This is a genomic window from Halomonas sp. BM-2019, assembly GCF_017584085.1.
In genome coordinates this window covers 847,510-870,849 of record NZ_CP071922.1, presented here as the reverse complement: position 1 = coordinate 870,849, position 23,340 = coordinate 847,510, and the positions used below count along the sequence as shown (strand labels likewise).

The window sequence follows — 23,340 nt, the reverse complement described above, 5'->3', positions numbered from 1 at the left end:
CGCAGGCGGGGGCTGCTTCATCTTGCGTGACACCGCCATCACCGGTCCGGAGGCCACATAGGCCCCGAACAGCAGCAGCAGCATGACCGAGGGCTGCATCGAGATCACCACGAAACCCAGCACGATGGCCAGCAGGACCACGAAGGGCACCGGCCCCTTGAGGTCCACCTCCTTGAAGCTGTAGTAGCGGATATTGCTGACCATCAGCACGCCGGCCGCAGCGACGATAAACAGCATCAGCAGCTTGAAGCCGAAAGCATCGGCATCGAAGCTGTGGAAGGTCCAGATGCTGGCGGCCACCAGTGCCGCGGCCGAGGGGCTGGGCAGCCCGATGAACCATTTCTTGTCGACGCTGCCGATCTGCACATTGAAGCGGGCCAGGCGCAGGGCGGCGCAGGCCACGTAGAGGAAGGCCACCACCCAGCCGGTCTTGCCGATGTCCTGGAGAATCCAGGTGAAGGCCACCAGGGCCGGCGCCACCCCGAAGGAGAGCATGTCCGAGAGGCTATCGTATTCCGCACCAAAGGCGCTCTGGGTATTGGTCATACGCGCCACCCGGCCATCCAGGCCGTCAAGCACCATGGCGATGAAGATGGCCACCGCGGCGGCGGTGAAGTCGCCGTTGATACCGGCCACGACCGCAAAGAAGCCGGCAAACAGAGCCGAGGTCGTGAAGAGGTTGGGGAGCAGATAGATCCCCTTTCGACGAACCTTCTTGCCGTCCTCCACGGCCTCCTCGACCACCTCGGTCTCACGCAGGAAGACAGCGGCCAGATCCTCCTCGGCCGGTGGCACCCGCTCCTGGGACGCCTTGCCGGCCGGCCCGGCATCCTGCCGGGCGGGGTCGTGCTCGGTATTGCGGGGGTCCTGACTCATGCGTCTCGTCCATTGCCGAAATGAGGTCGCCCCTGGGGGCGCTCTCTCATTCTACACTCCCACCGCGCCCCCACAACGCCGCTCACCGCCCCGTTGCCTCCCTGCCAATACGCCAAGGGGGCGCGGTAATCCGCGCCCCCCTGTGTGCCACGAGAACCGATAGCGGATCAGTTCTTGGACTTGTCCACCAGCTGGTTGGCGGCGATCCACGGCATCATGCCGCGCAGCTTGGCCCCCACGATCTCGATCTCGTGCTCGGCATTCAGACGCCGACGCGCGGTCATGGAGGGGTAGTTGCTGTTGCCTTCCTGAATGAACATCTTGGCATACTCGCCGGTCTGGATGCGCTTCAGGGCGTTGCGCATGGCCTCACGAGACTGCTCGTTGATCACCTCGGTGCCGGTCACGTACTCGCCATACTCCGCGTTGTTGGAGATGGAGTAGTTCATGTTGGCGATGCCGCCCTCGTACATCAGGTCGACGATCAGCTTGAGCTCGTGCAGACACTCGAAGTAGGCCATCTCCGGGGCATAGCCCGCCTCGGTCAGGGTCTCGAAACCGGCCTTGACCAATTCCACGGCGCCGCCGCACAGCACGGCCTGCTCGCCGAAGAGATCGGTCTCGGTCTCGTCCTTGAAGGTGGTCTCGATGATGCCGCTGCGGCCACCGCCGACGCCGGCGGCGTAGGAGAGCGCCAGCTCCTTGGCGGTACCGGAGGCGTCCTGATGGATGGCGATCAGGTCGGGGATACCGCCGCCCTTGACGAATTCGGAGCGCACGGTGTGACCCGGAGCCTTGGGCGCGATCATGATCACGTCCAGGTCCTTACGCGGCTCGATCTGGTTGTAGTGGATGTTGAAGCCGTGAGCGAACGCCAGGGTAGCGCCTTCCTTCAGGTTCGGCTCGACCTCGTTCTCGTAGATCGCCTTCTGGTTCTCGTCCGGCGCCAGGATCATCACCACGTCGGCGGTCTTGCAGGCTTCCGGCACGCTGGCGACCTTGAGGCCCGCAGCCTCGGCCTTGGCGGCGGAGGAAGAATCGGCACGCAGGGCGACGGTGACGTCGACGCCGGACTCCTTCAGGTTGTTGGCATGGGCGTGGCCCTGAGAGCCGTAGCCCACGATGGTGACCTTCTTGCCCTGGATGAGGGAGAGGTCGCAATCCTTGTCGTAATACACGTGCATGGTCGTGCTCCTGGAACGTCGATAGGTGGAAGTGTCAGCGTCGATGGCCACCGCCCCGTCTGACGCGGGACTGGGTTCGCGGCATCCGATGGGGACACCATACGCCAGCCCACCCATTGCGTAAAACGCGATATTTGCAACGACTCATGCCGGATTGTGCAATACTCTCCCCATGGACATGCGCCCCCTCAAGCACTTCCTGGCCCTGGCGGAGGCCCTGCACTTCGGTCGCGCCAGCGATGCCTGCCACGTCAGTCCCTCGACCCTCTCCCGCTCGATCCGCCAGCTGGAGGCCAGCCTGGGCGTGGCCCTCTTCGAGCGCGACAACCGCCATGTGGCGCTGACCCGCCAGGGCGAGGCCTTCTTGACCTACGCCCGGGAGGCCCTCGAACAGTGGGAGCAGCTACGGCTGTCGCTGATGAGCGAGGCCCAGCGGCTGACCGGCGAGATCAGCGTCTACTGCTCGGTGACCGCCAGCTACAGCTTCCTCTACGAGCTGCTCAGCGAGTTTCGCCTCCACCACCCCGGGATCGAACTCAAGCTGCACACCGGCGACCCCGCCGAGGCCATGGCGCGGGTGCTGGCCGGCGAGGAGGACATGGCGATCACTCCCCGCCCACGCCGCGTTCCCGAGGCGCTGGCCTTCAAGTCGCTGACCCGCGCCCCTCTGGTGTTCATTGCCCCCCGTGAGTCGGCGTCCTGGATTCCCACTACCCCGGAGTCACCCCGCGCCGAGCAGTGGCGGGAGGTGCCGATGATCCTCTCCGAGGCTGGCCTGTCGCGGGAGTTTGCCGACACCTGGTTCCGCGCCCTCGGGGTCGCCCCGACCATCTACGCCCAGGTGGCGGGCCACGAGGCGATCGTCAGCATGGTGGGACTCGGCTTCGGCATCGGCGTGGTGCCCAAGATCGTGCTCGACAACAGTCCGCTCCAGGAGCGGGTGCGGGTGCTGCCGGTCAAGCCGGAGCTGCCCCACTACGACGTCGGGCTCTGCGTGCTGGAGCGCCGGCTCAGGAGCCCGCTGATCCGCGCCCTCTGGGACGAGGTGCAGGAGCGCTGAGCCCAGGCGGCGCGCCCCAACGACAGGGCCGCCCCGAAGGGCGGCCCTGTGATTCGGCACGATGCGAACGGCCACATCCGCCTAGAGGGCGAGCACCTTGTCGCCACGGGCAATCCCCGACACCCCGGTCCGCGCCACCTCCAGGATGCCCACCGGGGCCATGGCCTGCAGGAAGGCGTCCAGCTTGCCGGCATCGCCGGTGATCTGCACGGTGTAGAGGCTCGGCGAGACGTCGACGACCTGCGCGCGGAAGATGTCCACGGTGCGCTTGACCTCGTCGCGGGCCGCGCCCAGCGCCTTGACCTTCACCAGCATCAGCTCACGCTCGATGTGGTTGCCCTCGGTGAGGTCCACCAGCTTGACCACGTCGATCAGCTTGTTGAGGTGCTTGGTGATCTGTTCGATCACCCGGTCATCGCCCACCGTGGTCACGGTCAGGCGCGACAGGGTCTCGTCCTCGGTGGGCGCCACGTTCAGCGTCTCGATGTTGAAGTTACGCTGGGAGAAGAGCCCCACCACGCGAGACAGGGCGCCCGGTTCGTTTTCCATCAGAATCGAGATGATATGGCGCATCAGGTCCGCTCCGTCTTGGAAAGCAGCATGTCACGCATGGCGCCCAGGGGCACCTGCATCGGATAGACGTGCTCGTGGGGGTCGACCACCACGTCGAGAAACACCAGCTCGTGCTTGTCGGCGAAGACGCGCTCCAGCGCCGGCTCGAGCTCCTCGAGGGTCTCGACCCGCAGGGCGGTGAAGCCATAGGACTCGATCAGTTTCTGGAAATCGGGCAGCGACTCCATGTAGGAGTGGGCGTGGCGGGACTTGTAGTTCAGGTCCTGCCACTGGCGCACCATGCCCAGGGAGGCGTTGTTGAGGTTGACGATCTTCACCCCGCCACCGAACTGCTTACAGGTCGACAACTCCTGCATCATCATCTGGAAGCTGCCCTCGCCGGTCACGCAGATCACCTGCTCGTCCGGGAAGTTCTGCTTGATGCCCATGGCCGCCGGGAAGCCGAAGCCCATGGTGCCGAGCCCCCCGGAAGTGATGAAGCGGTTGGGCTTGTCGAACATGTAGTACTGGGCCGCGAACATCTGGTGCTGGCCCACGTCGGTGGTCACATAGGCCTCGCCGCGGGTCACCCGGCACAGCGCCTCGATCACCTCCTGGGGCTTGATCAACTCGCCGGGCTTCGACGCCTCGTAGAGCTTGCCGCGGCGCTCCTCGCGCCAGCCATCGATCTTCTGCCACCACTCGGCCAGCGCCTCGGGATGGGCGATCTCCTTGCCCTGCATCAGGCTGATCATCTCGCTGACCACGCTGCCGGCGGGCCCGACGATGGGCACATCGGCCCTCACGGTCTTGGAGACCGAGCTCGGATCGATGTCCACATGGATGATCTTGGCCGTGGGGCAGAACTTGGAGGTGTTGTTGGTCACCCGGTCGTCGAAGCGCGCCCCGATGGCGATGATCAGGTCGGCGTGGTGCATGGCCATGTTGGACTCGTAGGAGCCGTGCATACCCAGCCAGCCGAGGCACTGCCGATCGCTCTGCGGATAGGCGCCGATACCCATCAGGGTGGTGGTGATGGGATAGCCCAGGCGCTTGACCAGATCGGTGAGCCCCTCGCTGGCCCGCCCGGTGACCACGCCGCCGCCGGTGTAGAAGACCGGGCGCTTGGCCTTGAGCATCAGCTCCACGGCCTTCTTGATCTGGCCGGTGTGGCCGCGGGTCACCGGGTTGTACGAGCGCAGCTTGACCTTCTTCGGGTAGACGTACTCATAGCGCTCGGTGGGCGCGGTCATGTCCTTGGGAATGTCCACGACTACCGGACCGGGACGGCCGGTCGAGGCCAGATAGAAGGCCTTCTTGAGGACTTCGGGAATCTCGGTCGGGTGCTTGATCGAGAAGCTGTGCTTCACGATGGGACGCGTCACGCCGATGATGTCGGTTTCCTGGAAGGCGTCGTCGCCGATCAGGTGGCTCATCACCTGGCCACACAGCACCACCATCGGGATGGAGTCCATGTAGGCGGTGGCAATGCCGGTGACGGCGTTGGTGGCGCCGGGCCCCGAGGTCACCAGCACCACGCCGGGCTTGCCGGAGGCCCGGGCATAGCCGTCGGCGGCATGAGTGGCAGCCTGTTCATGGCGTACCAGGATGTGCTTGACCTTGTCCTGACGGAACAGGGCGTCGTAGATGTGCAGCGCCGCCCCGCCTGGATAACCATAGATGTATTCGACGCCCTCATCCTGCAGGAAGCGGGCAATCATGTCCGCGCCGGAAAGCAGTTCCACGTGATGTATCTCCCCTGGAGGTCTCGAGTGCGATCCGCGTGCCGAATGGGGCACGCGGGGTCGAGTGCGGCGGTATGCCGCTGCCGGTCACGCCGGCACCTGATGCCAAACCCTGGCGTTGATTGACCCGGATAGGGCCAGCACTCTCATCGCGGCGGTTCGCCGCGTCGGGGCGTTGGCCGAGCCGGGCGGTTGGCCCGGTCTCGGAAGTCCTTCGGCGGGTAGAGGCCCTGCGGCCTACCCTTCGCGCGGGGGTGGGGGGTTGCCCGCAGTGTTCCGCGCCCGCAAATCAGGAAGGGCCAAGATTCCATTAGCACTGCAAGGGTGTCAACCGCTGGGGGCAGGTTTTGGGCGATGATCGCGCCCAGAGGGGCAAAATCGACGCGCGGGAATCTAAAAGAGCCCGCCGGGTGGGACACCGGGCGGGCAAGGGGGTTACAGGACGCAACCTGACAATAGTGTAGTCCGTTGCCGGACACACAGCCGGGCATCTGCGTAACGCTTTGTTCTCCTCAGCTCTGGAACACCAGCTGGCTGCCCTCGGCCTCCACGTGGATGACATCCCCCGGCACGAACCGGCCGGCCAGCAGGTCCTGGGCGAGCGGGTTCTCGAGCCGCGACTGGATGGCCCGCTTCAGCGGCCGCGCCCCGAACACCGGGTCGAAGCCCACCACGGCGAGCTGCGCCATGGCCTCGTCGCTGACCTCGAGGCCGAGGCCGTGTTCGGCCAGGCGTGCGCGCAGGCGATCGAGCTGGATGCCGGCAATGGCCTGGATCTGGTCCTGGCCCAAGGCATGGAACACCACCACCTCGTCGATGCGGTTGATCAGCTCGGGGCGGAAGTGCAGGCCCACCACCTCCATCACCGCACTCTTCATCTGCGCGTAGTCCGCCTCATCGCCACCCAGGTGCTGGATGATGTCCGAGCCCATGTTGGAGGTCATCACGATCACGGTGTTGCGGAAGTCCACCGTGCGCCCCTGGCCGTCGGTGAGGCGGCCATCCTCGAGCACCTGCAGCAGGATATTGAAGACATCCGCATGGGCCTTCTCCACCTCGTCGAGCAGCAGCACCGAGTAGGGCTTGCGGCGCACCGCCTCGGTCAGGTAGCCGCCCTCCTCGTAGCCCACATAGCCGGGCGGGGCGCCGATCAGCCGCGCAACCGAGTGCTTCTCCATGAACTCCGACATGTCGATGCGCACCATGGCCTCCTCGGTGTCGAAGAGGAAGCTGGCCAGCGCCTTGCAGAGCTCGGTCTTGCCTACCCCGGTGGGGCCGAGGAACAGGAAGGAGCCGTTGGGCCGATTGGGGTCGGCCAGGCCGGCGCGGGAGCGCCGTACGGCGTTGGCCACCGCGGTCACCGCCTCCTCCTGGCCGATCACCCGCTCGTGCAGCGCCTCCTCCATGCGCAGCAGCTTGTCGCGCTCGCCCTCGAGCATCTTGGCCACCGGGATGCCGGTCCAGCGGGAGACCACCTCGGCGATCTCCTCCTCGGTGACGTTGGAGCGCAGCAGCTTGTGGCCGGAGGTGTCCGCCTCGCCCTCGCCGGCCTCGGCAATCTTCTTCTCGAGTTCGGGAATCACCCCGTACTGCAGCTCCGACATACGGGCGAGATCGCCCTGGCGTCGTGCCTGCTCCAGCTCCACCCGAACCCGATCGAGCTCGTCCTTGAACTGGGCCGCTCCCTGGATGCTGGCCTTCTCGGCCTTCCAGATCTCGTCCAGGTTGGCGTACTCGCGCTCCAGTTCGTCAATCTGCTCCTGCAGGTTCTCCAGGCGCTTCTTCGAGGCCTCGTCGGTCTCCTTCTTGAGGTGCTCGCGCTCCATCTTGAGCTGGATCAGCCGGCGATCGAGGCGATCCATCTCCTCGGGCTTGGAGTCGAGCTCCATGCGGATCCGCGAGGAGGCCTCGTCGACCAGGTCGATAGCCTTGTCGGGCAGCTGGCGGTCGGTGATATAGCGTGCCGACAACTTGGCCGCGGCGATGATCGCCCCGTCGGTGATATCGACGCCGTGGTGCACCTCGTAGCGCTCCTTGAGGCCGCGCAGGATCGCCACGGTGTCCTCCTCGCTGGGCTCGTCCACCAGCACCTTCTGGAAGCGGCGCTCGAGTGCGGCGTCCTTCTCGATATACTTGCGGTATTCGTCCAGGGTGGTGGCGCCCACGCAGTGCAGCTCGCCGCGGGCCAGCGCTGGCTTGAGCATGTTGCCGGCGTCCATGGCGCCCTCGGCCTTGCCGGCGCCGACCATGGTGTGCAATTCGTCGATGAACAGGATCACCCGCCCCTCCTCCTGGGCCAGCTCCTTGAGCACCGACTTCAAGCGCTCCTCGAACTCGCCGCGGAACTTGGCGCCGGCCAGCAGCGCGCCCATGTCCAGCGACAGCACACGCTTGTCCTTGAGACCCTCCGGCACCTCGCCATCGACGATGCGCTGGGCCAGTCCTTCAACGATGGCGGTCTTGCCCACCCCGGGCTCGCCGATCAGCACCGGGTTGTTCTTGGTACGCCGCTGCAACACCTGGATGGTGCGGCGGATCTCATCGTCGCGGCCGATCACCGGATCGAGCTTGCCGCTGGCGGCGCGCTCGTTGAGGTCCAGGGTGTACTTCTCCAGCGCCTCGCGCTGGTCCTCGGCGTTGGGATCCTCGACCCGCTCGCCGCCGCGCACGCTCTCCACGGCGGTCTCCAGGGCCCTGCGGGTCACCCCCGCCTGGGTCAGCAGCTTGGTCACCGCGTGGCCCAGCTCCAGCGCGGCCAGCAGCACCAACTCGCTGGCGATGTACTGATCGCCGCGCTTCTGGGCCTCGCGGTCGGTGAGGTTGAACAGCTTGATCAGGTCGCGGGAGGGCTGCACCTCGCCGTCGAACTGGGCGACCCTGGGCAGGTCGTCGAGATGGCCCGTCAGGGCATCGCGCAGCCGCGCGGCGTCGCCGCCGGCCTTCTGCACCAGCGCCTTCACGCCGGTGTCGGTGGCCTCCAGCAGCGCCAGCAGCAGGTGGCCGGGCTCCAGCTGATTATGCCCGCGCCCCACGGCGAGGGACTGGGCGTCCGCCACGGCGTTCTGCAGCTTGGCGGTGAACTTGTCGAAACGCATGAAACTTCCTCCATCGGGGGCGCGGCGCGGTCGGACGCACCGCTCGACCCTGTCGAATCGTCTTGACACCATCAATGGCGTCAGGCAGGCCGGCTTTCAAGTCTGGACCTAGCGCCTAGCGCCTAGCGCCTAGCGCCTAGCGCCTAGCGCCTAGCGCCTAGCGCCTAGCGCCTAGCGCCGCAGGATGATGCCACTGTCATTTGTCGCGCCGACGAAGAAAGCCCGCTGCCCGTTGCCTTCCGGCTAGGCGCTAGGCGCTCGTAGCTGGGCGCTCGCTTCAGCGCAACCAGATCACGCTGGCCATGCGTCCGGTGCGCCCGTCATCGCGACGGTGGGAGTAGAAGCGCGGCTCGCAGGCGGTGCAGAAGTGCCCACCGCTGATATGCGACACCCCAAGGCGTTCCAGGCGCAGGCGCGCCAGGCGATAGAGGTCGGCCATGTAGTGGCCCAGGCGATAGGGACTGGGATCGAAGGCCTCGGCGGCCTCGGGGTGGACCCCGGTGAAGGCCTGCCGCACCTCCGGGCCGACCTCGAACTGAGCGTTGGAGATGGCCGGACCCAGCCAGGCCAGCTGCTCCTCCGGCGGCACACCCAGCGCCGCCACCGTCGCCTCAAGCACGCCGCCGGCCAGCCCTCGCCAGCCGGCATGGGCCACCGCCACCCGACTGCCCCGCCGGTCACACAGGAACACCGGCAGGCAGTCGGCGGTGAGCACCACGCAGGCGTAGTCATGGTCGACGGCCACCGCGGCATCGGCCTCGGGCAGCGTCGACTCGAAGTGCTGCTGCACCCGGGCGCCGTGCACCTGGTTGAGCCACAGCAGCGGGCGCTCATCGTCGACCTGCTTGCGCAGCAGCCGCCGACAGAGCGCCACATGGTCCGGATTGTCGCCCACATGCTCCGCCGGGTTGAAGCAGGCGAAGACGCCCTGGCTGGGACCGGTCTCGCGGGTGGTGACGAAGGCGCCCACGGAGGTGGGCGCCGGCCAGTCGGGCAGAATCAGGCTCGGCCGTAGGTCGGGGGCATCGCTCATCGACATCTCCTCGCTCCAGGGCTCAGCGCATGGTCGCGTGGTCGTCACGCAGGTAATCCAGCAGCATCAGGAGGTCATCTGGCAGCGACGAACGGAAGGTCACCCGCTCGCCGCTGCCGGGGTGCACGAAGGCCAGCCGGCGGGCATGCAGCGCCTGGCGCGGGAACTCGCGCAGGATCTCCTTGAGGGGCTCGGCGGCGCCGGGCGGCAGCTTGAGCCGGCCACCATAGACCGGGTCCCCCACCAGCGGATAGCGCAGGTGAGCCAGATGCACGCGGATCTGATGGGTGCGGCCGGTCTCCAGCCGACAGCGCACGTGGGTATGGGCGCGGAAGCGCTCCACCACCCGGTAGTGGGTCACGGCCGGCTTGCCGGAGGCCGTCACCGCCTGACGCTTGCGATCCTTGGGGTGTCGGCCGATGGGGGCGTCCAGGGTGCCGCCGGCGGTCATCACCCCCACGCACACCGCGTCATACTCCCGGGAGACCGTGCGCGCCTGGAGCTGCGCCACCAGGGCCGCCTGGGCGGCCAGGCTCTTGGCCACCACCATCAGCCCCGTGGTGTCCTTGTCCAGGCGGTGCACGATGCCGGCCCGCGGCACGCCGGCCAGGGCCGGGCAGTGATGCAGCAGGGCATTGAGCAGGGTGCCGTCGGGATTGCCCGCCGCCGGGTGCACCACCAGGCCCGCCGGCTTGTCGACCACCAGCACCTCGTCATCCTCGTACACCACCTGGAGGGGAATAGCCTCGGGCGCGAAGCGGGTCTCTTCCTCGATCTCGGTGGCGAGCCGCAGCCACTCGCCGCCGTAGACCTTCTCCCTGGGCTTGGCGGGACGCCCGTCCAGGGTCAGGTCGCCGGCCTTGATCCAGGCCTTGAGGCGCTCGCGGGAGTAGTCGGCGAAGAGGTCGGCGGCGGCCTGGTCGAGGCGCAGTCCGGCCATGGCATCGGGAACGCGTTGCTGGGCTTCCAGGGTCTGGGGCATGGGCGAGGGGCTGCCAGTCAGCAGGGTGGTGGATCGAGGCACCGCCCGAGGACTGCGTTTTGCCGTGCAGTGCTTTATAGTGGGCGGGTTTCGGTCGATTCTATCACGGCCTGTCCGCGTTGTTTGCCACGAGGATCACGATGCGCGTTTTCCGCCCCACCGTTCGTCTTGCGGCCCTGCTGCTGGCCTCCAGCCTGCTGGTGGGCTGTGCCAGCAACGGCTCCACCGAGGAAGAGGACGAGTTCGCCGGCATCGCCGAGCGCGAACTCTACGAAGAGGCGCGCAGCTCCCTGGAGCGGCGCAACTTCACCGCGGCCATCACCCGGCTCGAGGCCCTGGACACCCGCTTCCCCTTCGGCAACCACGCCGAGCAGGCGCAGCTGGAGCTGATCTACGCCTACTACGAGTCCAGCGACTGGGAGGCCACCCGGGCCGCGTCCAGCCGCTTCATCCGCCTGCACCCGAGCCACCCCCAGGCCGACTACGCCCTCTATATGCGTGGTCTGGCGGCTTGGCAGGCCGGCCGCTTCAGCCTCGAGCGCCTGAGGCTGATCGACATCTCCAAGCGCGACCTGGGCGCCTCCCGCGACGCCTATACCGACTTCAGCGAGCTGGTGCGCCTCTACCCCAACAGCCAATACGCCCCAGACGCCCAGCAACGCATCGTCTACCTGCGCAACCTGATGTCCCGCCATGAGCTGCACGTGGCCGACTACTACCTGCGCCGCGGCGCCTACCTGGCCGCCGTGGAACGCGGCCGCTGGGTGATCGAGAACTACCCGGAGAGCGAGGCGACCCGCGACGCCCTGGCGGTGATGGTCGAAGGGTACCTGGGCCTGGAGATGCGCGATCGCGCCCGCGAGGTCCTCGAGGTGCTGATCGAGAACGCACCGCGCCACGAGCAGCTGCGCGGCCGCACCTTCCAGCCGAGGCATGTCAGCGCCCAGTCGATCTCGGCGTAAGAAGCGCCGAGCGCCGAGCGCCGAGCGCCGAGCGCCGAGCGCCGCAGGATGATGCTGAGGCTGGCGCCTACGAAAAACCCGCCGGATATCAACGCCGGCGGGTTTTCGTTTTCTTCCTCGACGTCTACCGCCGTCACCGGGCAGCTGGATGCCAGCCGGCTTCATCCCGGCGAGCCCCTTTCATCCTGTATAGAAAGGGTATAGTTTTTACACATGGCGACCTTTGAATTCGATCCCCACAAGAGCGAAGCGAATCGGCACAAACACGGTATCGACTTTGTCGATGCCCAACGGCTCTAGGAAGATCCGGACCTGCTGGAGATTCCGACAAAAGCCACCGATGAGCCCCGCTTCGTGGTCATCGGGCGGATCGACGGGAAGCATTGGTCCGGCATCATTACCTACCGAGACAAACGAATCCGCTTGATCTCGATCCGACGTTCACGCCGCAGCGAGGTAGCACTCTATGAAGGCCCGTGAGCTCGATACTCGCTTCGATGATGGCGACGACATCCTCGACGAACTCGACCTGACGCAGGCCAAGCGCCCGCTCAGGGAGCAGAAACGCGTCAATGTCGACTTCCCCCTCTGGATGCTCGACTCTCTGGACCGTGAGGCCGCACGCCTGGGCGTCACGCGGCAGTCGATCATCAAGATCTGGCTGGCCGAACGCCTGGAGCAGCACGGCTCCCACTGAAGGCCAATGCGAGCCGGCGCCGTCCAAGGGCAGTGCCGGCCATGCTGGCTGGGCGCTGCCCGACGGGCTATTCCCCCGGCTGCCAGGCGTTGACGATGGGGTAGCGGCGGTCGCGGCCGAAGCCGCGGCGGGTGACCCGCACGCCCACCGGCGCCTGGCGGCGCTTGTACTCGCAGCGGTCGACCAGCCGCACCACCTGGTAGACGTCGTCGCGGTCGAAGCCGGCCTCGATGATCGCCTCGGCGCTCATGTCCCCCTCGATGTAGCACACCAGGATGGCGTCCAGGGTGTCGTAGTCGGGCAGCGAGTCGCTGTCCTGCTGGCCGGGGGCGAGCTCGGCGGAGGGCGGGCGCTCGATGACCCGCTCGGGGATCGCCGGGGACTGGGTATTGCGCCAGCGGGCCAGGCGGTAGACCCAGGTCTTGTAGACGTCCTTGAGGGCGTTGTAGCCGCCCACCATGTCGCCGTAGAGGGTGGCGTAGCCCACCGCCATCTCGCTCTTGTTGCCGGTGGTCAGCACCATCAGGCCCTTCTTGTTGGAGATGGCCATCAGCAGCACGCCGCGACAGCGCGACTGCAGGTTCTCCTCGGTGGTGTCGCGCTCGGTACCCTCGAAGACACCGGCGAGGGTCCCCATGAAGGCCTCCACCATGGGCTCGATGGGCAGCACATCAAAGTGGACGCCGAGCATCTCGGCCTGGCGAGCGGCATCCTCCCGGGAGATATCCGCGGTGTAGTGATAGGGCATCATCACCGCCTGCACTCGCTGGGGGCCCAGCGCATCCACGGCGATGGCCAGCGACAGCGCCGAGTCGATGCCCCCGGAGAGCCCCAGGACCACCCCCTGGAAGCCGCTCTTGTTGACGTAGTCGCGCAGGCCGGTGACCAGGGCACAGTAGAGGTTCTCCTCGGGCGAGACGTCGGGCTCGGTCTCGCCCGGCCGGGGCACCCAGCCGCCCTTCTCGCGCACGAACTGCACCGGCATCAGCCCCACCTGCCAGTGGGGGGCCTGGACCATCAGCTCGCCGGCGGCGTTCACGCAGGCGGAGCCGCCGTCGAACACCAGCTCGTCCTGGCCGCCGATCATGTTGACGTAGACGATGGGCAGGCCCACCTCGGCGGCCCGCTCCTCGAGCAGGCGCAGCCGCTCGGCGGGCTTGTCCTGGTGGAAGGGCGAGGCATTGAGGCTGACCAGCAGCTGGGCACCGGCCTCCCTGGCCTGGCGCGCCGGCGCCTCGTCCCAGAGGTCCTCGCAAATCAGCAGGCCCAGCTTCGCCCCCTGGTGCTCCAGCACTAGGGGCTCGCTGCCGGCGGCGAAGTAGCGCTGCTCGTCGAACACCTGGTAGTTGGGCAGCGCCTGCTTGGCATACTCGCCGAGCCACTCGCCGTTGTAGAGCACGCCGGCCAGGTTCCAGGTGCGGCCCTCGCGGCGGCCCGGGTAGCCGACGATCACCAGCACGTCGCGGACCACCTTCTCGGCCATGCGGGTGCGGGCATCGCGCAGGCGGGACTCCATGGAGGGGCGCAGCAGCAGGTCTTCCGGCGGATAGCCGGTCAGGAAGAGCTCGGGGAGGACCACGATGTCGGCGCCATGCTCGATGCGCGCCTCGCGCACCGCCTCGATGGCGCGGTCGGTGTTGCCGGGAATGTCCCCGACCAGCGGGTCCAGCTGAGCCATCACCAACGTCAGGTCTTGCATGGGCTTGGAAATCTCTCGAGAATCGATGGATACACCCATTGTCCCGCAAGGGCAGCCGGCTGGCAAAGCCGACCCGCCATCTGCACGGTGAGCCCCGGCCACGCCAACCCGCCCCTCACCTGGGAGTCCCCACCGGAATGAACCTCTTGATCATCCGCCTGATCATCTTCGCCGTGCTGTTCTTCGCCGGCCTCAAGCTCTACCGCATGTACCGGGAGTGGAAGCTCGACCGCGAGGAGCTGCTGGAGAGCGACGAGACCCGCCAGGAGGGCGGCCAGATGGTACGCTGTAGCTGGTGCAAGGTGCACGTGCCCGAAAACGACGCCCTGCGCGACCGGGGCGAGTGGTTCTGCTCCAGCGCCCATCGCGACCGCTATCTGCAGGAGCAGCCACCCAACGAGAAGGAGTAGCGCCGAGCGCCGAGCGCCGAGCGCCGAGCGCCGAGCGCCGAGCGCCGAGCGCCGAGCGCCGAGCAGGATTATCGACGGAACAGCCCCTGCCGTATCAAGACTGTTGGGGCATTTCCGACAGCCTTGACCCCAGCCGGTAAGGGGCCGGGTCGAGGATTGGCTCGCGGCCCAGCAGCTGGTCCACCAGCAGCCGCGTCGCCGCCGGCGCCAGCACCAGGCCGTTGCGGTAGTGGCCGGCGTTCACGTACAGGTTGTCGATACCCGGCACCGCACCGATGAAGGGCACCCCGTCAGGCGAGCCCGGGCGCAGGCCCGCCCAATGGTGCTCCACCTCGCAGTCGGCCAGGGCCGGCACGATCGCCAGGGCGCTCTCGCGTAGCGAGGTCCGCGCCTCGGCGTCGATGGACTTGTCGAAACCGCACTCCTCCAGGGTGGAACCGGCCAGCACGCGGCCGTCGGCGCGGGGGATGACGTAGCGGCCGTCCATCAGCACCACCCGCCGCACCAGGCCCGGCGGTGCCCTGAACAGGATCATCTGCCCCTTCACCGGCCGCACCGGCAGCGACACCCCCACCGTTTCCAGCAGCCCGGCGGTCCAGGCCCCGCCACACACGACCACCTGCCCCGCGGCCATCGGCCCCTGGCTGGTCTGCACCGCCAGCACCCGGCCGCCGGCCACCTCGAACCCCCTGACCTCGGCCCCCTCGCGCAGGGTGACCCGGGGCATGGCCGCCAGCCGGGTCCGCAGCGCCCGCACCAATCGCGGGTTGCGAAGGCTGCCGAGGGTCGGCATCCACAGCGCCTCGCGGAAGCCCGGCGCCACGGCCGGCTCCCGGGCATAGAGGAAGTCGGCGTCGACGCGCTCCAGCGGCTTGCCCACCTCCCGGGCCCAGGCCAGGGCGCGAGCCTCGTCGTCCACGCGCAGGTAGAGCAGCCCCGCCTGGCGGTACTCCGGGTCGACCCCGGTCTCGTCCCTCAGGCGCCGGGCCAGCTCGGGGTAGGAGCCCTCGGACCAGCCGGATAGCCGTGACACAGCCGGACCATAGCGCCAGGGATAGAGCGGCGAGACGATCCCGCCGCCGGCCCAGGAGGATTCACGACCGCACGGGCCGCGCTCGACCAGGGTCACCGAATGGCCGGCATCGGCCAGCTGCAGCGTCGTCATCATGCCGATAACGCCGCCACCCACGACAAGAAATTCACTCACAGGACGTATCCATTTTCGCTGACAGAGGAGCGCCGGGGCTTGGCTAGGGTAGAAGGGACCACCCAAGGTCAGGGAATCCGCTCAGGGAGGGCAAGATGGGCCCTGCAAAAGCACACCGTTCCGACCACGCCGGCCACTACTCTACCGGCAGAGTCCAGCGCCAGGCAAAGCCTTCGGTCTTCGATGCGGGGGCAGCGGGCCCGGTGGCCATTCGCCAGCGGGGCCTGACGCTGATCGAGCTGATCGTGGCCATCGCCGTGCTCGCCATCCTTGTCACCACTGCGATCCCCGGCTATCGGCAGTTCAGCGCCCGCAACGAGGTGGCCGCCGAGGTGATGCGCCTCAAGAGCGCCCTGGCGCTGGCCCGCAACACCGCCGTCACCCGCCGCCAGGTGATCGCCCTCTGCCCGGTCGAGCACACCAACGCGACACAGTGCGAGAAACAGGACTGGAGCCTGCCCATCGTGGTGCTGGATGGCCACGCCACCGGCGGCGACCTGGCCGGGGTCGAGGTGCTGCGGGTGCTGGAGCCGAGCGGTGGCCCCTCCGTCACCTTCAACCGCGACTACCCGATGCGCTACCAGTCCACCGGCTGGAGCCGCGGCCACAACGGCACCTTCACCATCTGCGGCCGTCACGGCGAGGGCGTCAAGATCATCGTCAACAACATGGGGCGAGTCCGGGTACCGGAGGAGGATCGGCCCACCTGCTGAGGCTCAACTGACGCCCATGTAGCGCCCTGGCTTGTGGTTCAGGGCGATGATCAGGTTGAGGGCCACGGCCCCCAGCACCGAGAGGCCCACCCGCTCCATGGGCAGCAGGGCCAGCGCCACCAGCATGATGACGCCGTCGATGCCGAGCTGCACATAGCCGGCGCGCCAGCCGTGGCGGTCCTGCAGGTAGAGCACCAGGATATTGACCCCGCCGAGGCTCGCGCGGTGGCGGAACAGCACCAGCATGCCGATGCCGATCAGGCAGCCGCCCATCAGCGAGGCGTAGAGGGGCGCCACCGCCTCGATCACGATCCAGCGTCCGGTCAGCTCCGAGAACAGCGACACCAGGCCGATGGCGGCGAAGGTGCGCAGGGTGAAGGACCAGCCCAGGCGGCGGATCGCCAGCCAGTAGAACGGCAGGTTGATCAGGAAGAACCAGACGCCGAAGGACCAACCGCTGGCGTACTGCAGCAGGAAGGCCATGCCCGCGGTGCTGCCCGTCAGCAGCAGGGCCTGGCTGTAGAGGGTGACCCCCAGGGCCACGAACAGCGTGCCGATCAGCAGCGCCATCAGGTCCTCGTAGTGGTGATGGGGGTCGGTGGGCCGTTCCGGAAGATCCATGGCTCAGTCTCGGGTCAGGGGGGCGGCGTGCTCCACCATCAGCTGGAGCGACTCGCGCCCCCGCCAGCGGTTACGGTTGAGGCGGTAGGCACAGGCGAGGCGGTCGCCGACGCCGAAGGCGGGCATCTCCCCCGGGGTCAGCGCCCGGAACCAGATCGCCCGGTGGCTGGCGGCGCCCAGAGAGAGCTCCAGCATCAGGTGGGTGCCGTCGGCGCCCACCGGGCGCAGCGCCTCCACCCGGAAGTCGCCCTGGAAGAGCGGCGCCTCGAATTCGCGGCCGTAGGGCCCCAGCGCCTCCAGCTCGCCCAGGGTCGCCAGGCCGAGCTGCTCGGGGGCCAGGGCGCCATCGGTGAGGACCTTGGGGTAGAGCGCCGCCCCGCCGAGCTGCTCGTCCACCGCCTGCAGGAAGGCGGCCTTGAAGGCCGCCAGCCTGTCTTGCGGCACGCCGACCCCGGCGGCGCCGCGATGCCCGCCGAAGCGCGGCAGCGCCTCCGGGGCCAGTTCGAAGGTGCGCTGCAGGGCGTCGCGCAGGTGCAGGCCGTCGATGGAGCGCCCGGAGCCGGTCAGCATGCCGGGGGCGGCGGCCGGGGTCAGCACCAGGGCCGGGCGGCCGAAGGCCTGCACCAGCCGCGAAGCCACGATGCCCTGCACGCCGGGATGGCCGCTCTCGAGGAAGACCACCACGGCCGGCTCGTCGGCGGCCAGGGCCGGCAGCGCCAGGGCTTTCGCCTCTTCGGCCATGTCGGCCTCGATGGCCTTGCGCGACTGGTTGTCCTGATCGAGCGTCTCCAGGTGCCGCGCCGCGGTGCCGTCATCGGCGGCGAGCATGAAGTGCAGCGCCGCATAGGGATCATCGAGGCGCGAGCGGGCGTTGATCCGCGGGCCCATCTGGAAACCCAGGGTCTCGGCGCTGAAGGGCACGCTGTCGGCCCCCAGGCGCTGGGCCATGGCGCGCCAGCAGGCGGCCTCCATGCGGTTGATCAGCGCCAGGCCGTGAGTCACCACCGCACGGTTGGCGGGGCTTCCCCCCAGGGAGACGCAGTCGGCCACGGTGCCCAGCGCCACATAGGAGAGCCAGGGCGAGAGTTTCGGCGTGGCCTCGGGGAGCGCACCCCACTCGATCAGCACGCCGCGGGTAAGCGACATCACCAGCCAGGCCACCAGGCAGCCGGCAATGGTGGGGTCGGGATAACTGCAGTCATCCCGGGTGGGGTTCACCACGGCGTGGGCCGAGGGCGGCGGCCCCTCCACCGGCAGGGCGTGGTGATCGCTGACCACCACGTCGATGCCCTGGGCGACCAGGCGGGCGATGCGCGGCTCATCGGAGCTGCCACAGTCGGCGGTGATCACCAGGCTGGGCCGCGGCGAGAGCGCGAGGGTGCGCTCCACCAGCGGCAGGCTGATGCCGTAGCCGTCATGGATGCGGTGGCCGATCAGGCTGTGCAGCCTCGCCTCCGGCACGCCGAACAGCTCGTGCAGGGTGCGCCGGATCACCACGTGGGAGGTGATGCCGTCCACGTCGTAGTCGGTAAGGATGCCGATCTGCTCGCCCTCGACCACCGCCCGGGCGATGCGCTCGGCGGCGCGGCGCCCATCGGCGAGCCTGTCGGGGTGGGCCAGGTGGCGCAGGCTGGGCGAGACCAGGGGGGCGAGTTCGCCATCGTAGCCGGCAAGCCGCCCCGCCAGGACCCGGGCCTGGAGTTCGGAGAGCCCCTCGCGCTGGGCTCGGGCATAGAGGGCGGCGTCCCGGGGGCGCGGCAGGATGCGCGGCCTCAGGCGCTCACTCAGATCGATGGGGTCGCTTGCGGCGTTCAAGCCAGACTCCTGTGATTGGCTGGAAAGCGGTGCCTCACTCAGTGGCGTGAATCTGTGCCGCGGGAGCTGCACCGTGGGAGGCCGGCTGTGCCGGGCGAATGGAGGCCAAAGGACTCCTCGGCTGAAGGCGCTAACGCCAACAACACTGCCAAGGCGCCTGCGGCGCCATTCGCTCGGGGAAACCCGAGCTCCCACTAGGCAATTTCACGCCAGTCCACGAAGAGTCCAATAGCTCCCGTGCGACGCGAGGGCGCTGTACAAAAGCCATGCGGCTCAGCGGCGATTCTCGACCACGAACCGCTGCACCGCGGCAAGCTCCGCCGGCAGCACGGTATAGCGCTCCTCCCGCTCCAGCAGGTCGTCCATGTGGGGCGGCAGCGGCACGCCCGGGAAACCCGCCTTGACCACCGCCTCGGCGAACTTGGCCGGGTGGGCGGTGGCGAGCGTCACCATCGGCACGCTCGCTTCGCCCCGCGCGCGCTCGGCGGCGCGGTAGCCGGTGGCGGTGTGGGGGTCGAGGATCTCCTGGGTGCGGTGGTGCGCCTCGCGGATCACCTCGAGAATGGTGGCATCGTCCACGCTATGGCTGGCGAACAGCTCGCGCAGCTTGGCAAGGGGCGCCTCGGCGAGTGCCGCGGGCTCGGCCTGGAAGCGCTCCAGGAGTGCCGCCACGGCACCGCCGTCCCGCTCGTAGGCCTCGAACAGCAGGCGCTCGAAGTTGGAGGAGACCACGATATCCATGGAGGGCGCCAGGGTCGCCTTGAGCTCCTGCTTCGAGAAGTCGTTGGCGGCCAGGGTGCGGTGCAGGATGTCGTTGGCGTTGGTGGCGATCACGAAGCGCTCCACCGGCAGGCCCATGCGGTAGGCCATGTAGCCGGCGAAGACGTTGCCGAAGTTGGCCGAAGGGACGCAGAAACTCACCTTGCGGTGGGGGGCGCCCAGGGCCACGGCGGCGGCCACGTAGTAGACGATCTGGGCCATGATGCGCGCCCAGTTGATGGAGTTCACCGCCACCAGGCGGGTGCCGTTCAGGAAGGACTGGTCGGCGAAGCTCGCCTTGACCATGGCCTGGGCGTCATCGAAGTTGCCCTCGATGGCAACGTTGAAGACGTTGTCCGCCAGCACCGAGGTCATCTGGCGACGCTGCACCTCCGAGACCCGCTGGTAGGGGTGGAGGATGAAGATATCGAGGTTGTCGCAGTGGCGGCACCCCTCGATGGCCGCCGAGCCGGTGTCGCCGGAGGTGGCGCCCATGATCACCGCGCGCTCGCCGCGCTTCTTCAGGAAGTGGTCGAGCAGCCGCCCCAGCAGCTGCAGGGCCACGTCCTTGAAGGCGAGCGTCGGGCCGTGGAAGAGCTCCAGCAGGAAGTGGTTGGCGTCGAGCTGGTTGAGCGGCACCACCGCATCGTGGCTGAAGGTGGCATAGGCCTCCGTCACGATCCCGCGGAAGGTGTCGTCGTCGACCTCGCCGTTGACGAAGGGCCGCATCACCCGGAAGGCGATCTCGGCGTACGACAGGCCCGCCATGGCGGCCAGGTCGTCGGCCGAGAGCCGGGGAATGGTCTCCGGCACGTAGAGGCCGCCGTCGCTGGCCATGCCGGTGAGCACGACCTCCTCGAAGGAGAGCGCGGGCGCCTGCCCGCGGGTACTGATATAGCGCATCGGTTATTCCTGCTCGTCCAGAGACTCGACGCGGATCCGGGTCACCGGACCGGCGATGTCGGCCATGGCCTCGATCTGGCGAATCGCCTCGTTCATGTGCTTCTCGAGGGTGCGATGGGTCATCAGGATGATCGGCACCAGCTCGCCCTCGGTGGCCTCCTTCTGGATGATCGCCTCGATGGAGATGCCCTGCTCGGCGAGGATGGTGGCCACCCGCGCCAGCACGCCGGGACGGTCCACCGCCAGCAGCCGCAGGTAGTAGGCGGAGATGATCTCCTCCATGGGCATGATCGGCAGCTGGCTGACGTCCTCGTCTATGCCGCTGAAGGCCAGGTAGGGCACCCGGTAGTGGTGGTCGGTGGTGATGTCGCGGGCCACGTCGAGGATATCGGCCACCACCGAGGAGGCGGTGGGCTCGGCCCCAGCGCCGGCGCCGTAGTAGAGGGTCGGGCCCACGGCGTCGCCCATCACGGCGATGGCGTTCTTGACCCCGTGCACATTGGCCAGCAGCCGCTCCTTGGGGATCAGCGTCGGATGCACGCGCAGCTCCAGGCCCTGGTCGGTGCGCTTGGAGATGCCCAGGTGCTTGATCACGAAGCCCAGGTTGTCGGCCTGCTCCACGTCCTCGGCGGTGACCCGCGAGATGCCCTCGGTGAAGGCCTTCTCGAACTGCAGCGGCACGCCGTAGGCGATGGAGGCGAGGATGGTCAGCTTGTGGGCGGCGTCGATGCCCTCGACGTCGAAGGTGGGATCGGCTTCGGCATAGCCCAGCGCCTGGGCCTCGGCCAACACGTCCTCGAAGGCGCGGCCCTCGTCGCGCATATGGGTCAGGATGTAGTTGCCGGTGCCGTTGATGATACCGGCCACCCACTCGATGCGGTTGGCGCCGAGGCCCTCGCGCAGCGACTTGATCACCGGGATGCCGCCGGCCACTGCGGCCTCGAAGGCCACGATCACCCCCTTCTCGTGGGCGGCCTCGAAGATCTCGTTGCCGTGTACCGCGATCAGCGCCTTGTTGGCGGTGACCACATGCTTGCCGTGCTCGATGGCGGTCAGGACCAGCTCGCGGGCCACGTCATAGCCGCCGATCAGCTCCACCAGCACATCCACGTCCGGGTTGGTGGCCACCTCGAAGACGTCGGCGGTGGTCTTGAGGCCGGTGAGGTCGCACTCCGGATTGGGGGTGCGGTAGGCGACCTGCTCGATGACGATCGGCCGTCCCGCCCGCCGGGCAATGTCGTCGGCGTTGCGCGTCAACACGTTGAAGGTACCGCCGCCGACGGTACCCAGCCCACAGATTCCTACTCTCACCGGTTTCAATGTCTTGCTCCTGCTCGCGTGTCTCTTGGTGTGTCCAGACGCTGTGTCCAGGCGCCCTGTCTCAGCGGATGCGGCCTGCCCCGGGGCAGGCCGCCGCACCGGCTCGGGCCGGTGTCTGTCGTGTGCGGCTCGCGGGCTCTCAGCCCTCGATGCCGAGCATGGCGGCCAGGCGCTCGGCCGGCACGTAGCCCGGCACCAGGCGCCCGTCGGGCAGCACGATGGCCGGCGTGCCCTGGACGCCCAGTTCCATGCCCAGATGATACTGCGACTCGACCGGATTGTCGCAGTCGGTGGTCCCGGAAAGCGACTCCTGACGCTTGGCCGTGCTCATCGCCTCACTGGGGTTGGCGTCGCACCAGATCTGCTCGAGGACCCGGGCGCCCTGGGCGTTCATGCCGGTACGCGGGAAGGCCAGGTAGTGCACCTCGATGCCCAGCTCGTTGAGCCGCGGCACCTCCTCGTGGAGCTGGCGGCAGTAGGGGCAGGTGGTGTCGGTGAAGACCACCACCTCGGCGCGGCTCTCACCGGCGCCGCGGAAGATCACCCGCTGCGCCTCGGGCACCTCGGCCAGGCGCTCCGCGCGCTCGGCGTTGCGCCCCTGTTCGGTCAGGTTGACCAGCCCCTGCTCGCCGTTCTCGTAGAGGTCGCCGACCAGGAAGTGGCGGCCCTCGGCGTCGCTGTAGAAGCGCTCGCCGGTCTCCAGGCGCACCTCGTAGAAGCCCTCGACCGGGGTGGCACGCACGCTCGCCACCGGCATCGGCTGGCCGCTCACCGCCAGGCGCTCGGCCAGCTGCTGGGCCGGATCGGCCTGGGCCAGCAGCGGCACCGCCAGGGTCGTGGCCAGCAGGCCCGAAAGGAGGGTCCGGATCGCATTCGTCATGGTTCAGCCTCTGGGATGATGATCGGCATGCAGGCGCTCGAGCCGCGCCTGCGCCACATGGGTATAGATCTGCGTGGTCGAGAGATCGCTGTGACCGAGCAGCAGCTGTACGACACGCAGGTTGGCACCATGATTCAACAGATGGGTCGCAAAGGCATGGCGCAGGGTATGGGGCGACAGCGGCCGTTCGATCCCGGCGGCGCGCGCATGGGCCTTGATACGATACCAGAACGCCTGGCGGGTCATGCACCGGTCGCCGCGCCCCGGGAAGAGCGCCGGCCGGGTGGCGTCGCGCATCAGCCCCCCCCGGGCGCCGCGCAGGTAGCGCTCGAGCCAGGCCACCGCCTCCTCGCCCAGGGGCACCAGGCGGTCCTTGTCGCCCTTGCCGCGCACCCGCACCACGCCCTGGCGCAGGTTGACCGCGTCGGTGGTCAGCCCGACCAGCTCCGAGACCCGCAGCCCCGCGCCGTAGAGCACCTCGAGCATGGCCCGATCGCGCAGGCCCAGGTCAGTGGCCGGATCGGGGGCGGCGATCAGCCGCTCCACCTCATCCTCCTCCAGGGTATCCGGCAGGCTCGGCCGCACCCGCGGCAGGCGCACCTCGGCGAGCGGGTCGCGCGCGAGCTGCCCGGTCTCCAGCGCCCAGCGATAGAAGCGCCGCAGGCTCGAGAGCAGCCGGGCGTTGCTGGTGAGCCGATAGCCCGCCTCGCGACGCTCGTCCAGCCAGGCCGGCAGCGTGGCCGGCGCCGGCGCCAGCAGCGACTCGTCCCGCGCGGCGAGACGCGCCGCCCAGGCGACGAGGTCGCGGCGATAGGCCGCCAGGGTAT

The 23,340-nt window shown here is 68.3% G+C and carries 22 protein-coding genes; 6 read left to right on the top strand and 16 right to left on the bottom strand.

Annotated elements, in window-relative coordinates; all coding sequences use genetic code 11:
• Both pssA and ilvC read right to left on the bottom strand, forming a co-directional pair.
• On the bottom strand, positions 1-876 hold an 876-nt coding region (gene pssA / locus J5F18_RS04460; protein ID WP_346301119.1), incomplete at its 3' end, for a CDP-diacylglycerol--serine O-phosphatidyltransferase.
• 167 nt (positions 877-1,043) lie between these two features.
• Positions 1,044-2,060, bottom strand: a complete 1,017-nt coding sequence (gene ilvC, locus J5F18_RS04455; RefSeq protein WP_346301118.1) for a ketol-acid reductoisomerase — start codon at positions 2,058-2,060, stop codon at positions 1,044-1,046.
• A 172-nt stretch (positions 2,061-2,232) separates the two neighbouring features.
• On the opposite strand from ilvC, the gene ilvY reads away from it, so the two are divergent.
• Positions 2,233-3,120, top strand: a complete 888-nt coding sequence (gene ilvY, locus J5F18_RS04450; RefSeq protein WP_346301117.1) for an HTH-type transcriptional activator IlvY — start codon at positions 2,233-2,235, stop codon at positions 3,118-3,120.
• An 81-nt stretch (positions 3,121-3,201) separates the two neighbouring features.
• Here the strand turns inward: ilvY and ilvN are convergent, their stop codons facing one another.
• The 5 genes from ilvN to rluD all read right to left on the bottom strand — a co-directional run bounded on the left by ilvN (position 3,202) and on the right by rluD (position 10,527).
• Entirely contained in the window at positions 3,202-3,693 is a 492-nt protein-coding gene (gene ilvN / locus J5F18_RS04445) for an acetolactate synthase small subunit (protein WP_346301116.1), read from the bottom strand.
• On the bottom strand, positions 3,693-5,417 hold the full coding sequence (locus J5F18_RS04440) for an acetolactate synthase 3 large subunit (protein WP_346301115.1): 1,725 nt from the start codon (positions 5,415-5,417) through the stop codon (positions 3,693-3,695). Before J5F18_RS04440 ends, ilvN begins: the two co-directional genes overlap by 1 nt.
• 512 nt (positions 5,418-5,929) lie before the next feature.
• On the bottom strand, positions 5,930-8,512 hold the full coding sequence (clpB, locus tag J5F18_RS04435) for an ATP-dependent chaperone ClpB (RefSeq protein WP_346301114.1): 2,583 nt from the start codon (positions 8,510-8,512) through the stop codon (positions 5,930-5,932).
• A 277-nt stretch (positions 8,513-8,789) separates the two neighbouring features.
• The gene (gene pgeF / locus J5F18_RS04430; protein ID WP_346301113.1) at positions 8,790-9,545 is read right to left on the bottom strand and encodes a peptidoglycan editing factor PgeF; all 756 of its coding nucleotides are present in this window, start codon (positions 9,543-9,545) and stop codon (positions 8,790-8,792) included.
• Between the two features lie 22 nt (positions 9,546-9,567).
• Positions 9,568-10,527, bottom strand: a complete 960-nt coding sequence (gene rluD, locus J5F18_RS04425) for a 23S rRNA pseudouridine(1911/1915/1917) synthase RluD (protein WP_346301112.1) — start codon at positions 10,525-10,527, stop codon at positions 9,568-9,570.
• A 140-nt stretch (positions 10,528-10,667) separates the two neighbouring features.
• On the opposite strand from rluD, the gene J5F18_RS04420 reads away from it, so the two are divergent.
• Positions 10,668-11,489: an outer membrane protein assembly factor BamD gene (locus J5F18_RS04420; protein WP_346301111.1), complete on the top strand. Its 822-nt coding sequence runs from the start codon at positions 10,668-10,670 to the stop codon at positions 11,487-11,489.
• A 207-nt stretch (positions 11,490-11,696) separates the two neighbouring features.
• Here the strand turns inward: J5F18_RS04420 and J5F18_RS04415 are convergent, their stop codons facing one another.
• The gene (locus tag J5F18_RS04415; RefSeq protein ID WP_346302281.1) at positions 11,697-11,873 is read right to left on the bottom strand and encodes a hypothetical protein; all 177 of its coding nucleotides are present in this window, start codon (positions 11,871-11,873) and stop codon (positions 11,697-11,699) included.
• Between J5F18_RS04415 and J5F18_RS04410 the strand changes: the two genes are divergently transcribed.
• Together J5F18_RS04410 and J5F18_RS04405 are read left to right on the top strand one after the other, a co-directional pair.
• A complete protein-coding gene (locus J5F18_RS04410; protein ID WP_346301110.1) occupies positions 11,844-11,969 on the top strand; it encodes a hypothetical protein in 126 nt (41 codons plus the stop codon). The two genes, J5F18_RS04415 and J5F18_RS04410, sit on opposite strands and share 30 nt — an antisense overlap.
• Positions 11,956-12,186 carry a CopG family transcriptional regulator gene (locus tag J5F18_RS04405; RefSeq protein WP_346301109.1) on the top strand — a complete coding sequence of 77 codons (231 nt, stop codon included), beginning with the start codon at positions 11,956-11,958 and terminating at the stop codon, positions 12,184-12,186. Before J5F18_RS04410 ends, J5F18_RS04405 begins: the two co-directional genes overlap by 14 nt.
• A 67-nt stretch (positions 12,187-12,253) precedes the next feature.
• Here the strand turns inward: J5F18_RS04405 and J5F18_RS04400 are convergent, their stop codons facing one another.
• A complete protein-coding gene (locus J5F18_RS04400) occupies positions 12,254-13,885 on the bottom strand; it encodes an NAD+ synthase (protein WP_346301108.1) in 1,632 nt (543 codons plus the stop codon).
• Between the two features lie 137 nt (positions 13,886-14,022).
• Here J5F18_RS04400 and J5F18_RS04395 point away from each other — a divergent pair, with 137 nt between their 5' ends.
• A complete protein-coding gene (locus J5F18_RS04395) occupies positions 14,023-14,295 on the top strand; it encodes a PP0621 family protein (protein WP_346301107.1) in 273 nt (90 codons plus the stop codon).
• Positions 14,296-14,389: 94 nt separating this feature from the next.
• On the opposite strand, the gene thiO is transcribed toward J5F18_RS04395, so the two are convergent.
• The gene (gene thiO, locus J5F18_RS04390; RefSeq protein WP_346301106.1) at positions 14,390-15,502 is read right to left on the bottom strand and encodes a glycine oxidase ThiO; all 1,113 of its coding nucleotides are present in this window, start codon (positions 15,500-15,502) and stop codon (positions 14,390-14,392) included.
• Between the two features lie 95 nt (positions 15,503-15,597).
• Between thiO and J5F18_RS04385 the strand changes: the two genes are divergently transcribed.
• Positions 15,598-16,215 carry a GspH/FimT family pseudopilin gene (locus J5F18_RS04385; RefSeq protein WP_346301105.1) on the top strand — a complete coding sequence of 206 codons (618 nt, stop codon included), beginning with the start codon at positions 15,598-15,600 and terminating at the stop codon, positions 16,213-16,215.
• A gap of 3 nt (positions 16,216-16,218) precedes the next feature.
• Here J5F18_RS04385 and J5F18_RS04380 read toward each other — a convergent pair whose 3' ends face one another.
• The 6 genes from J5F18_RS04380 to xerD all read right to left on the bottom strand — a co-directional run.
• Positions 16,219-16,836 carry a YitT family protein gene (locus J5F18_RS04380; RefSeq protein WP_346301104.1) on the bottom strand — a complete coding sequence of 206 codons (618 nt, stop codon included), beginning with the start codon at positions 16,834-16,836 and terminating at the stop codon, positions 16,219-16,221.
• A 3-nt stretch (positions 16,837-16,839) separates the two neighbouring features.
• Positions 16,840-18,651 carry a DHH family phosphoesterase gene (locus tag J5F18_RS04375; protein ID WP_346301103.1) on the bottom strand — a complete coding sequence of 604 codons (1,812 nt, stop codon included), beginning with the start codon at positions 18,649-18,651 and terminating at the stop codon, positions 16,840-16,842.
• A gap of 273 nt (positions 18,652-18,924) precedes the next feature.
• Positions 18,925-20,313 carry a threonine synthase gene (gene thrC / locus J5F18_RS04370; RefSeq protein ID WP_346301102.1) on the bottom strand — a complete coding sequence of 463 codons (1,389 nt, stop codon included), beginning with the start codon at positions 20,311-20,313 and terminating at the stop codon, positions 18,925-18,927.
• Between the two features lie 3 nt (positions 20,314-20,316).
• Positions 20,317-21,633, bottom strand: a complete 1,317-nt coding sequence (locus J5F18_RS04365; protein WP_346301101.1) for a homoserine dehydrogenase — start codon at positions 21,631-21,633, stop codon at positions 20,317-20,319.
• Between the two features lie 139 nt (positions 21,634-21,772).
• Positions 21,773-22,513: a DsbC family protein gene (locus tag J5F18_RS04360; RefSeq protein ID WP_346301100.1), complete on the bottom strand. Its 741-nt coding sequence runs from the start codon at positions 22,511-22,513 to the stop codon at positions 21,773-21,775.
• A 3-nt stretch (positions 22,514-22,516) separates the two neighbouring features.
• Positions 22,517-23,340: site-specific tyrosine recombinase XerD (gene xerD, locus J5F18_RS04355; protein WP_346301099.1), on the bottom strand; the 824-nt coding region annotated here is incomplete at its 5' end.